This window comes from Chryseolinea soli, assembly GCF_003589925.1.
GTDB lineage: Bacteria > Bacteroidota > Bacteroidia > Cytophagales > Cyclobacteriaceae > Chryseolinea > Chryseolinea soli.
The window spans coordinates 1,681,665-1,693,927 of record NZ_CP032382.1 but is presented as its reverse complement, the minus strand read 5'-3'; the positions used below and the strand labels follow the sequence as shown (position 1 = coordinate 1,693,927).

The following is a 12,263-nucleotide window of genomic DNA, read 5'->3' as shown; positions in this document are numbered from 1 at the left end:
ACCTTGGAACCGTTAACGCCATCCCCCAAGCCCTCCATTAAGGAACTCGGTCTCGACCTGATGACCTTGTCGCGTTTTCAACTATGGGTCACACTATTCCTGCCGTTCGGATTTTTTGTTCTCTATTTTTTATTTGCTGCAAATGACTATTGGATACCCGCCGTTCTTTGCACGATGGCCTTGAGCTTTACTACGTATGGTTCAACGTCGCACGATCTCGTTCACGAGAATCTTAAATTGAATAAGACCTTGAACGCGGCATTTCTTTCCGTGCTTGAATTGCTTTGCTTCCGGAGTGGTCATGCTTATAAGCTAAGCCATCTCTATCACCACAAGCGGTTTCCCCATGAGGACGATGTCGAGGGTGCGGCATCAAGGATGTCGCTGGGCCGAACCTTGGTGGAGGGAGTTATCTTTCAATTCAAAATATATTTCTGGGCGCTTGTGCAATCAAAGGGGAAGAAGTTTCATACGCTGATTCTTGTAGAAGGTGTTTCCGTGTTAGCGCTAGTCGCGTTCTGCATCTATAGTGCTCAGTATACGAGCATATTTTTGGTCTACATGTTTTTGATGATCGCCGGCAGTTGGATCATTCCTTTGGTGACGTCATATTTGGTTCACACGCCCCAGGGAGCGAATGAATTAAAACAAACGCGACTATTTCGCGGCACTTTTTTTTCAGCCATTGCTTTTAATCACCTCTTTCACCTGGAGCATCATCTTTATCCCATGGTGCCGCATAAAAATTGGCCGAGACTCGCCGGCAGGTTGGATGCTTATTTCAGGAAAGAAGGGATAGAGCCACTGGAAGTTAAATTTTAAACCGGATCGATTTAAAATGGACAGACGAACGTTGTTGGAAGCCCTTTTAGGAGACGGCAGGTTCCTGCTGATCTTTACAGCCATTATCCTGGTTCTCTCGGGGCTGTTTGTCATTGTTCAATCGGTTACCGGTCATTTTCTTCCGCACGACATATCGTACCTGGGGATGGATGCCAATCAATTGTCGGCCTTCAATAACGGCACCATGACACGCTTCATGTTTCACGACCGTGTGTCGTTTGGCGGCTCTATCATTGCAGTGGGTTTGCTCTATATGTGGTTGGCGGAATTCCCTCTAAAAAATAAGGAAGCCTGGGCCTGGTATTTGTTTTTATTCTCCGGACTCATTGGTTTTGGAAGCTTCCTTACTTATCTGGGCTATGGATACCTCGACACCTGGCATGGTGTTGCCACGTTGCTCTTGCTTCCATTTTTCGTCGCGGGGTTGACCCGTTCCTATTCGATCATCATACGGAATAGCGCTGTCAGCGATGTCTTTCTAGCAAAGGAAAAGATTGATTTCAAGTCGCGATATGGCATAGGGAGGATCTTCCTATTGTTCTCCGCGACAGGCATGCTCCTGGCGGGTGTCACGATCATGATCGTTGGGATGACCACAATTTTTGTTCCCCAGGATCTGGAGTACATGAACATCACGGTGTGCGGCATCGAAAAAATAAACAGCAACCTCAAGCCACTGATCGCGCATGACCGTGCCGCCTTTGGAGGAGGATTGGCCACCATTGGGCTGCTCTACTTTTTCATTATCCGAAGATCGGGACCTTCTATTAATCTTTGGCAGATCCTTGCGCTGTCGATGACCGTCGGTTTTTCTACGGCGATCGGCGTTCACTTCCTGATTGGCTACACCACGACGTCCCACTTGCTTCCGGCCTATTTTGGAATTGCTACAAGCGTCGTGGGACTTATCTTGACGTATTCCGGGATGAAGTCGCCAAAGTTATCGGAGGAAGTCTTAGCCTGACACCGGCGTTTAGTTCCACGGAAGTGACAAAGGATCTTCAAGTCGGGAAGATCTAGGTTGGAGTTTTTATAAGAATTATTTCTTCAGCGACTCGTCGCGCAAAAAATCTCTTGCCGCCATGATGGCAAACCCCAATAAGTTCTCCCCTTTCCAGGTATGGGGATCTTCAATCAGTTTAGCATCTTGGCCGAGCCCAATTCCCCAGATGGAATCGGTTGGGCTTGCTTCTACAATGATCCTGTCGGCGGTACTCAACAAATATTCCTTAAGCTTTTTGTTTTGATTGAACTTGTGAATATTTCCAGTCTTTACGATTTCAAATTTCTCGTTGTTCCATTTGACTTCATCAAATCCCCTGATCTTTCGGCCGAGCTCCTTTACCTCCCCGGGCTTTGTGGCTTTTAAGATCCGCTCGGAAATTTCGTGGTCTCCAAACAAACGCGCTTTTTGGGCCATCATCCAATGTTCAGCCGTTTTGTATTCTACGCCATCCAATGTGAACGGTGAAGGATACCATTGACTGAAAACAAATTTTCCAATTTCATCCGGGGCTTTGTTCGAATGGCCCCAGAAGAAGATGTATTTGAGTGGTTCTCCTTTGTCAAACTTATTTTTTAACCAGTTCAGATGATAGTCCATTCGCTTAGTGTTTAGCTCCATGCCATTTTAATGATAACCCAATGATCCAGCCGATTGATGCGAACGGTTCCCCCGATCGACCGTTCTTCGCCAGGATGAATTTCATATCGAAGGGTACCATCCTCTTCAACGATCGGCGCCAGGTCCTTCATACGAGCACTCTTTTTTTATCCACGCATCGATCGCATTATTGTCAAGTTCAAATTCAATGATAAAGGTTCTTGTAAACATACCTCCCTCGGTGTCCACCGAAATATCTTCTGCTGCGTCCGGTAGATCTGCCAATCCTCCCCATCTTGTCGCGATTTCAATGGCTTCCGCCCTATCCCAAGGCATAACAATATTGGCGAAATAGGGGACGACAAATAATCCAATGAAAAGGAAAAAAATGACAAGCAGTCCGAGTAATGTTCTGAGTACGATTTTTTTAATGGTCATTCGATCGCTGAACCTCCATCTTAAATTTAACGTTCGAAGCGAAGATAGTTCTTTATGTCTTGTAAGCCGTTTTTGTTTTCAAAAAAAACCTTCCCCAGCACCAGTTGTTTAGCTGAATAACTTCTAAATTTCTTCCCGATGTCACATATTATCATAATCGGCTCCGGAGCCGCAGGACTAATGAGCGCCAGAATGCTGTCGGAGAAAAATCACAGCGTGACGATACTAGAGGCCCGTGACCGAATCGGTGGCCGCATCCACAAGTTGACCGAAAAATTTTCCCGCCCCGTGGAAACGGGTGCCGAATTTATCCACGGCGACCAATCCCTCACGCTCGCCCTACTCCGTGAAGCCAACGGCGAGGCTATGAAAGTGCAAGGAAATTATTATACGCTAAATAAAGGTGAACTAGAGCAAGGCGATTTCATGGACGACCAATGGGGCGAATTGACCCAAGCCCTCAACACCCTGACGACCGACACCGACATGGCCTCTTTTCTGGACCGGCATTTCAGAGGAGACACCTACCAAGACCTGCGCAACCGCGTGCAACGTTTTGCGGAAGGATTCGACACGGCCGATATTCACCGTGTCAGCGCATTGGCTTTAAGAGAAGAGTGGTCGGGAACCGATGAAGAACATCAATATCATGTTCGCGATGGCTACAGCACATTGATGCAGTATCTTGCTGAAAAGGTAAAAAAAGCAGGTGGCACCATCCTGCTTTCTTCGCCGGTTCACGAAATAGAATGGCGAGAAGGCCACGTGAAAGTAACCACCGATTCCGGCAGAAGCATCGAAGGCGACAATGTGATCGTCACCGTACCGTTGGGCGTGTTGCAAAAAGGAACGATACGGTTCACCCCCGATCTGCCGCAGCATCGAACTGCGTTTCAAGCCATGGGCTTTGGAGGGGTCATTAAGTTTCTGTTTGAGTTTAACGAGCCCTTTTGGGAGGATCACGCCAGCAGAAAATTGAAGAACCTCGCTTTTTTATTTTCCGATGCCGACATCCCCACCTGGTGGACACAACTTCCCGACCAGACGCCACTGCTCACTGGCTGGTTTGGCGGCCCGCGTACCTTTAATGCGCATCATCAGACCGGCGATCTGTTTGCAAAAGCCATCGCATCGCTTCAGTACATTTTCAAACTCACTCCCGCCGAAATAGAATCCAGGATCCGCCACTGGCACATCGCCGATTGGACACAAGATCCCTTCACCCACGGCGCATATGGCTACACTACTGTAGAAACCTCAAGCGCTTTGGCCCTGGTGACGAAGCCTATACAAGACACCCTCTATTTTGCTGGAGAAGCCATGTATGAGGGCCCTTCCATGGGGACAGTAGAGGCAGCGTTGACGAGTGGGAAAGAGGTGGCAAACAAAATAATGTAGTTGGCGCAAGTGTCGCACTCGTGCCGCCTTTCTTTGCAGACTGCAGAACCCTTACTCCGACCGCAGGCTCTTCACCGGATTCTCCAACGCCACCCGCACCGACTGAAAACTGATCGTAAAGAAAGCAATCAACACCGCCGTCCCCGCAGCCAACGCGATCACCCACCACTGCACACTCACCTGATACGCAAAGTTCTGCAACCAACCTTGCATCAACCACAACGACACCGGCGTGGCAATGACAATAGCAATCCCGATCAACAACAGAAAATTCTTCGAAAGCATCACCACGATACTTCCTACACTCGCCCCCATCACTTTCCGGATACCAATCTCCTTCACACGCGTCTGCGCCGTGTAAGTAGAAAGCCCCAACAAACCCAGACACGATATCACGATGGCAATTCCCGTAAAAAGATTGAAAAGCATACCGATCCGCTGCTCCGACTCGTAGTGCTTTCCGTACGTCTCGTCCATAAAGGCGTAATCAAAAGGAAACCCATCATTGTACTGATTCCACACCTTCTCGATGTGGCGCAACGCATCCTTCGCGCCATTGGCATTGGCTTTCACAAACAATCCCGAACTCACGGGCTCATAATGAAAGACAAAAGGTTCTATTTTTTGCCGGAGCGAAACAAAATGAAAATCTTTCACTACCCCCACGATGGTCCCCTCGATACGATGCAACCGGAATCGCTTTCCAATCGGATCTTTGATGCCACTTTCACGCACGGCGGTTTCATTCAAAATAAAGTAAGACGAATCGGTAGCGGCGCCTGTAAAATTTTTCCCCTCGATCATCTCGATCTTGAAAAGCGAAATAAAGTCCTTGTCGATGCCCATGTCGTGGATAAAGAAACTGCCATTGGGATCTTTGCCATCCCAGTCAACATCCAGCGACGCGCCGCCTACGTTAGTAATGTTGTTGGTGGCGCTGGTGACACCCGTGATGCTGGTCTGGGAGAGCAGTTGGCTTTTCACTTCTTCGAAATGATCTTTCATACGGTTCATGTCGAGCCCGATCACGAACGACTTATCATAGCCCAATTCCTTTTCTCTTAAAAAAGTGAGCTGCCGGCCGATCATCAGCGTGGCAATGATCAGCCCGACGGAAAACGCAAACTGACAAACCACCAAAATTTTTCGGAACGCCGCATTGCGAATGCCCCAAGACAATTTTTGGCGCAGTGCATGGATCGGGTGAAAAGACGACAACAACATGGCCGGATAAACGCTGGAAGCCAACAGCGTTACCAGTAAGGTGGCGCCAATCACTTTCCAAACCATCGGACTAAATGGATCGAGCACCATGTGCTTGCCGGCAAGCACGTTGTAGTAGGGCATGAGAAACGAGATCAACCCCAGCGCTACCGTTAGAGCGATCAGGAAAAACAAAAGGGTCTGAACGACGAATTGATTGAAGAGCTGTTTTCGCGAGGCACCAATAATTTTTCTGACGCTCACTTCCTTCGAGCGCAACGTCGCGCGGGCCGTGAAAAGGTTCACATAGTTGATCGACGCAATGAGCAGGATCAACGCTGCCACGATGGCGAAGATCTTCACGGTTTGCATGCCACTGGGTTTGCCATCGGTGTCGTAGAGATGGAGATCTTTTAGCGATTGGAGCGTGTAGAAACCTACGTCTACGGGCTTCAACGCCGGCTGATGCTTGATGTTGATCTGGGTAAGCTTCTCTTCTACCGATTTAAGGTTCGTGCCGGGGCGCAATTGAAGAAACGTGACCCAACCATAATTGCCCCATTGTTCTTCCAACGGTTGCCATCCCCGATCCTTACTTTGCTTCTCCGCTAGCGAAGTAGAAAACAGGATGTCGCATTTTATGCCGGAGTTATCCGGGAAATCGGCCATGACGCCACTCACCACGAAATTGTCTTTGTTGTCGGCCAACAAGATCTTTCCCAACGGATCTTCGTCTCCAAAGAATCGTTTCGCCGTGGCTTGGGTGAGCACCACCGACTCGGGTGTGGGGAATGGATTTTTCAAGTCGCCTTCCACCAAGGGATAGTCAAAGATCTTAAAGAAAGAGGGATCGGTATAGACCGCCACATTTTTGCTGAGCGCCACATCCTTGTGGCGAAAAACGGCATAGTCTTGCGTCTGCGTGATGCGTGCGGCCTGCTCAATGTCAGCAATCTCTTTCAATCCATAGAAGGCCACGGTGGGCTGCACAACTGACACCGAAAATTTGTTGCCGCTCGATTCCAGGTTCACGTTGATCCGATAGATCCGGTCGGCCTTGCTGTGGAAGCCGTCGTAGTGCAGCTCATCATTCACCCACAGCAGAATGAGCAATCCCACCGTGAGCCCCAGGGTGAGTCCCAAGAGGTTGAGCGCACTGTAATATTTGCTGCTCACGAGATGGCGCCAGGCAGTCTTGAAGTAGTTTCTAAACATATCGAAGTTGTTTATGTTGTCATATTCTCTTTGCGAGCGGATAATTCCCGGGCGGAAAAGCAACAGGACATCCCACACAAATCTCCAATCTGCTTTTCGCTTCCCCGTGTCTTTCAGACGCTCGTTATAGAGTTCCATGAGATCGCCTTCGATGTGACTGACCAGGTCCGGGTGGCAATACCACCGGAAGAAGCGGAGAAAGAGGCGGGGTGGGGCGTGCTTTTTCAATTCGGTGTTGCGCTGGATTAGGTTGAGCCTGCCATAGGGGGAGCGGCCGGTGATAATTAATTCCTAAATGTAGTAATAATAATTGTGCCAGGATAAAATGACGCGCTAACGACTGGGATGGGCAAAGGGTGACATCCACAAACGAAAAACCGTCCGGCATTCGTCCGCATTCGAACAAGCCGTTGCCTCCGTCCTCGCGGATCAACCCTGATTTCCATCTTTGCGATCCTGGCATCATTTTTATATTCCTACAAATAGGAAATAATTATTGTCATGAGGAGTTATTCAATGGGCAGATTTGGAGATATTGAGATCATATTGAACATACAAATCGCTGACGAACCATGACCCCGCAAATTCCTCCAAAACTTTTTCTTCGTTTCTTCCGGTGGTTCTGCCGCCCGAAGCTGCGCGACGCCATTGAAGGCGATCTGATGGAATTGTATTATGAAAGGTGTGCGCAAGGGAATAAACGGAGAGCCGATCTAAAGTTTGTGATCGACGTGCTCACACTTTGCCGGCCGGGAATCGTACGACAACTAAAAAAACAAGAATATATAAACCCTTATGCTATGTACAGGAGCTATTTCATTGTCGGCTGGAGAAATCTGGTGAAGAAGAAAGGTTATGCGTTCATCAACATCGGCGGGCTGGCCGTGGGCATGGCGGTCGCCATGCTCATTGGGTTGTGGATCTATGATGAAGTGTCATTCAACAAAGTACATCCAAATTATAAACGCATTGCCCGTGTGGTGGTCGGTGGAGCAAACAGCAGCGGGCCGTTTGTACAATGGAACACGGCGCCTCCTTTTGGCAACGAGATACGGAATTTATATGGACCACAATTCAAACACGTGGTCATGTCGACCAACCGAAACCAAGACATTCTGGCGGTCGGCGACAACCAGGTGACCAAAACGGGCTACTATGCAGAGCCCGGCATGGCCGAAATGCTCTCTTTAAAAATGCTGAGCGGATCGTGGTCGGGCCTGCAAAAAAAGGAGGCGGTATTTCTCTCCGTTTCCACGGCCAAGGCCTTGTTTGGCGATGCCGACCCTATGAACAAACTCATCACGGTGACCGACAACAAGCAAGACCTTGTGGTGACCGGCGTTTATGAAGACATTCCCAGCGGCTCCGACTTCAGCGACATGACCTTCCTTGGCACGTGGGACCAGTTCATCGCCACCAACGCGTGGGTTCGGAAAGACGATTGGCGCCAAAATGGGTTTCGAACGTTTGTCCAACTGGCCGATGGCGCTGACATGCAGATGGCTTCGGATCAGATCAAAGCGATCCGGCAAAATCACGCTGCTGCAGAAGATGCTGTTTTCAATTTCAAAGTGTTCCTCCATCCCATGAGCCAGTGGCGTTTGTATTCCGACCTGGAGAATGGCGGTGGCCGCATCAGCTTGCTGTGGCTGTATGGCAGTATCGGGTTGTTTGTGTTGCTCCTGGCTTGTATCAACTTTATGAACCTGGCCACGGCGCGCTCCGAGAAGCGGGCACGCGAAGTGGGCATCCGCAAATCCATGGGCTCGGTGCGCAACCAGTTGGTGGGTCAATTTTTTAGCGAATCGTTCTTGGTCACTGGTTTTGCCTTTGTCGTGGCCTTGTGCCTGACACAACTGGCGCTGCCTTTCTTTAATCAAATCGCTGAAAAAGAAATCACGATCCCGGTGTCGAACATTTTCTTTTGGATGGCGAGTGTTGGATTTTGTTTGATCACGGGCCTGCTGGCGGGAAGCTATCCTGCTTTTTATTTGTCTTCTTTCAATGCGGTGAATGTTCTGAAGGGCACTTACCGGCTGGGCAGGTTTGCAGTGCTTCCGCGCAAAGTTTTAGTCGTGGTGCAGTTCACCGTTTCCATCACGCTCATGGTGGGCGTCATCATTGTGTTTCAGCAGATCCAATTTGGCAAGGATCGCCCGGTGGGGTATAACCGCGAGGGATTGATTTGGGTGAATACCCCGACGGCGGAGATCCATCAGCATATCGATGTCGTGCGAGAGGAACTGAAGAAGTCGGGGGCGGTCGTGGAAATTGCCGAGTCGCTCAATACGGTTACCAACGTTGGCTTTGTGTTAAACGGCTATGACTGGACGGGCGCCGGGCCCGATTGGCAATCGGGGTTTCCCACGGTTTGGGTAGCGTCTGAATTTGGAAAAACCGTAGGATGGGAATTTGTAGCGGGACGCGATTTCTCAAAAGATATGGCCAGCGACACGGCGGCGATCGTCCTGAACGAGACAGCGGCAAAATATATGAACTTGAACGATCCCGTGGATAAAATCATCAAACTTACCCTCTTCGATAAAACGACTTCATTCAAAGTGATCGGCGTTATTAAAGATATGCTGATGGAGTCGCCCTTTTATCCCGTGCGCAAAACAGTCTACATGCTTGACAACACAGCCCACAACCTGGTGAACATTCGCATCAATCCGAATCTGCGCGCAGCCGAGGCGTTGCCAAAAATAGAGACGATCTTTAAAAAGTACGACCCTGCAACTCCTTTCGATTACGCATTTGTGGACGAGGAATATGCGCGCAAGTTCAGCGACGAAGAGCTTACGGGCAAGTTGGCGTTTATGTTTGCGGGACTGGCAGTTTTTATCAGTTGCCTTGGAATTTTCGGATTGGCATCTTTCGTTGCTGAGCAAAGAGCGAAAGAGATCAGCATCCGGAAGGTTTTGGGAGCGTCCGTTGGCAGGCTGTGGAGTATGTTGTCAAAGGACTTTGCCTTGCTGGTGGCGATCTCGTGTGTCATTGCCGTTCCGTTGTCGTGGTACTTTATGAATGATTGGTTGCAGCAATATGAATATCGCGCGCCCTTGTCATGGTATGTATTTGCGGGAGCCTCGGTAGGTGCGTTTGTGATTACGTTGACCACGGTGAGTTATCAGGCCATAAGGGCTGCGTTGACGAATCCGGTGAACAGCCTTCGCTCGGAGTGAGCTTCGGGTTGTCAAGCGATATAGTCTAAGTTATTCAGGACCGGTAGAGAAATCCAAAACTTCTCTCCGGTTATTCCGTTTTACCACATTAACAATTATCTTCGCATCACTAAATAATGTTCAACCCTTCAAAAAGAGGGAATTTCAAAGATGCCTGTCATGTGACGCCATATCAACGCTTCAAACGCTCCGTCATCCAGGAGCCTTCATGGTGTTTTGCCCTAAAGTTTGCGAGTAAAGCATAAGTATCTCAGATCAATCTGGAAAGATTGCTTTCCATGCTTATTAAGCTGACACAAATGTCCGCAGGGCGGAGCCATGTCTTTACCGATCATTATTTTAACTTCGATCATTATGAGTATTTCAAGAAAATATGGAAGAACCTATCATTATCCCTTTTCTCCGGGAACGAGCAGCGACGACCGGATCAATCACGAATATTGGCAGGATGTAAAAAATATCGATACCATAGTTCACACTGAAAAAATGGATGGCGAGAACAATTGCCTTAGTCGCTATGGCGTATTTGCCCGGTCGCATGCCGCACCCACGACCTCATCGTGGACCCAGCAGATCCGCACGCGATGGGAGTTGATAAAAAACGACTTAGGAGATCTCGAGATCTTTGGCGAGAACGTATACGCCATTCACTCTATTGAATACCGAAAACTGGATCATCACTACTATGTTTTTGGCGTCCGGCAGCACGATACGTGGTTGGGTTGGGATGAGGTGAAGTTTTATGCAGCCCTGTTCGATTTCCCCACGGTGCCCGAGTTGAAGGTGACGCACCCTGTCGATGAAGTCACGTTTCGACAGGAAGTGATGACGTTGGTGTCGGAGAATAGTATATTCGATTCTTATGATATCGCGTTAAAAGCACCGTGCACGCGGGAGGGTGTCGTGAGCAGAAACGCCAAAGCATACGCGGTGGACGAGTTTGCCCATCATGTATTCAAATACGTCCGCAAAGGACATGTGAAAACCGATGAGCACTGGACCCGCAACTGGAGAAGAGCAAGACTGACGGGAGAGTTCCCCGTTTAAACAAAGACAAATTATGAAATGGTCAATAACTAATAATAAAACATGGGATCACCTCGAGCAAACTTTCGATTGGGTGGCCGACATGCGGAACGTGCCGCAGAGTCCATTCCACCATGCGGAAGGCGATGTGGCCATCCACACCCGCATGGTGCTGGAGGCCCTTCAATCGCTCGATGAATTCAAACTACTGGATGAGCAGCAACAAGAAGTGCTGTGGGCAGCGGCCTTGTTGCACGATGTTGAAAAACGTTCCACCACGGTGACGGAGGAGGACGGTCGCATCACGTCGCGGGGTCACGCGCGGCAAGGGGAATTTACGGCGCGGCAAATTTTGTACAAAACGATCCCCACACCTTTCGCTATCCGCGAACAAGTGGCTGCACTGGTGCGGTATCACGGATTGCCTTTATGGGCCCTGGAAAGACCGGATCCAAGAAAAGCGGTCCTGGAGGCGTCGCTTCGTCTGGACATGCCGTTGCTGGCCATGCTGGCAAAGGCCGACGCGCTCGGGCGGCGGTGTTTGGATCAACAAGACTTGTTGGACCGCATTGAATTGTTCAAAGCATTTTGCGAAGAGCAACAATGCTGGCATGCGCCACGCGTTTTCCCGACCGACCTGGCGCGGTTTGTTTATTTCCAGAAAGAAGATTCTTCTCCCGACTATGTGCCGTTTGATGATTTGAAAGGAGAAGTGATCATGCTGTCGGGTCTGCCCGGCATGGGAAAGGATACGTTCTTGAAAAAAAATTATCCCGGGCTGCCGGTGATCAGCCTGGATGACATCCGGCGCAAACACAAATTGAAGCCGGATGACTCGTCGGCCACCGGTTGGGTGGTGCAGGAAGCTAAGGAGCAAGCGAAGGCTTTTTTAAGAAAGGGGCAACCCTTTGTGTGGAACGCGACCAATATCACCCGGCAACTCCGCGGTCAATGGATTGATTTGTTTGTTTCTTACAAAGCGCGTGTGAAGCTGGTATATATTGAGACGCCGTATAAGGAATGGATAAATCAGAATAGCAACCGGGAATATCCGGTGCCGAATCAAGTTCTTTCGCGCCTGTTGAGCAAGTTGGAAGTTCCTTTGTTGCAGGAAGCGCATCGGGTTGAATACATTGTGTAAGCCCGCATCATTTTCACCTGACATGACTACACTTCGAAGATTTGTAATGCTTGTCTCGCCATCCGGGTTACTTTTAATTTCTTGATTTTTGTCAAATGGACTTTCGTTTTCGCAAGGCATCTTTGTCGAGGGGTAACGAAAGTCCTTGTTTATTTGAAGCTTTTTAAAACACATTGGGATGCGCCGCCGAAAGGATGTTTTTTGCTAAAAA

9 protein-coding genes are annotated in these 12,263 nt (G+C 49.1%); 6 read left to right on the top strand and 3 right to left on the bottom strand.

Going from position 1 to position 12,263, the window contains the following annotated elements:
- The first annotated feature begins 3 nt into the window (after positions 1-3).
- Both D4L85_RS07235 and D4L85_RS07230 read left to right on the top strand, forming a co-directional pair.
- Entirely contained in the window at positions 4-822 is an 819-nt protein-coding gene (locus tag D4L85_RS07235; protein ID WP_228450796.1) for a fatty acid desaturase family protein, read from the top strand.
- A gap of 16 nt (positions 823-838) precedes the next feature.
- Positions 839-1,807, top strand: coding sequence for a hypothetical protein (locus D4L85_RS07230; protein ID WP_119753698.1), 969 nt, complete (start codon positions 839-841; stop codon positions 1,805-1,807).
- Positions 1,808-1,882: 75 nt separating this feature from the next.
- On the opposite strand, the gene D4L85_RS07225 is transcribed toward D4L85_RS07230, so the two are convergent.
- A complete protein-coding gene (locus D4L85_RS07225; protein WP_119753697.1) occupies positions 1,883-2,446 on the bottom strand; it encodes an NADAR family protein in 564 nt (187 codons plus the stop codon).
- 126 nt (positions 2,447-2,572) lie between these two features.
- Positions 2,573-2,884, bottom strand: a complete 312-nt coding sequence (locus D4L85_RS07220; protein ID WP_119753696.1) for a hypothetical protein — start codon at positions 2,882-2,884, stop codon at positions 2,573-2,575.
- 138 nt (positions 2,885-3,022) lie between these two features.
- Here D4L85_RS07220 and D4L85_RS07215 point away from each other — a divergent pair, with 138 nt between their 5' ends.
- Positions 3,023-4,282, top strand: coding sequence for a flavin monoamine oxidase family protein (locus D4L85_RS07215; RefSeq protein WP_119753695.1), 1,260 nt, complete (start codon positions 3,023-3,025; stop codon positions 4,280-4,282).
- Between the two features lie 51 nt (positions 4,283-4,333).
- Here D4L85_RS07215 and D4L85_RS07210 read toward each other — a convergent pair whose 3' ends face one another.
- Positions 4,334-6,928 (bottom strand): ABC transporter permease, encoded by a 2,595-nt coding sequence (locus tag D4L85_RS07210; protein ID WP_228450795.1) that lies wholly within the window; start codon positions 6,926-6,928, stop codon positions 4,334-4,336.
- 344 nt (positions 6,929-7,272) lie between these two features.
- Between D4L85_RS07210 and D4L85_RS07205 the strand changes: the two genes are divergently transcribed.
- The 3 genes from D4L85_RS07205 to D4L85_RS07195 all read left to right on the top strand — a co-directional run bounded on the left by D4L85_RS07205 (position 7,273) and on the right by D4L85_RS07195 (position 12,052).
- Positions 7,273-9,885 (top strand): ABC transporter permease, encoded by a 2,613-nt coding sequence (locus D4L85_RS07205; protein ID WP_228450794.1) that lies wholly within the window; start codon positions 7,273-7,275, stop codon positions 9,883-9,885.
- Positions 9,886-10,239: 354 nt separating this feature from the next.
- On the top strand, positions 10,240-10,932 hold the full coding sequence (locus D4L85_RS07200) for an RNA ligase family protein (RefSeq protein WP_119753694.1): 693 nt from the start codon (positions 10,240-10,242) through the stop codon (positions 10,930-10,932).
- Between the two features lie 13 nt (positions 10,933-10,945).
- Positions 10,946-12,052: an AAA family ATPase gene (locus D4L85_RS07195; RefSeq protein ID WP_119753693.1), complete on the top strand. Its 1,107-nt coding sequence runs from the start codon at positions 10,946-10,948 to the stop codon at positions 12,050-12,052.
- Positions 12,053-12,263: the final 211 nt, after the last annotated feature.

Bases quoted from the DNA above. Each gene is read 5' to 3' on its own strand.
- D4L85_RS07230 (WP_119753698.1), top strand. From the start codon at position 839: ATGGACAGACGAACGTTGTTGGAAGCCCTTTTAGGAGACGGCAGGTTC.
- D4L85_RS07225 (WP_119753697.1), bottom strand. From the start codon at position 2,446: ATGGACTATCATCTGAACTGGTTAAAAAATAAGTTTGACAAAGGAGAA.
- D4L85_RS07220 (WP_119753696.1), bottom strand. From the start codon at position 2,884: ATGACCATTAAAAAAATCGTACTCAGAACATTACTCGGACTGCTTGTC.
- D4L85_RS07215 (WP_119753695.1), top strand. From the start codon at position 3,023: ATGTCACATATTATCATAATCGGCTCCGGAGCCGCAGGACTAATGAGC.
- D4L85_RS07205 (WP_228450794.1), top strand. From the start codon at position 7,273: ATGACCCCGCAAATTCCTCCAAAACTTTTTCTTCGTTTCTTCCGGTGG.
- D4L85_RS07200 (WP_119753694.1), top strand. From the start codon at position 10,240: ATGAGTATTTCAAGAAAATATGGAAGAACCTATCATTATCCCTTTTCT.
- D4L85_RS07195 (WP_119753693.1), top strand. From the start codon at position 10,946: ATGAAATGGTCAATAACTAATAATAAAACATGGGATCACCTCGAGCAA.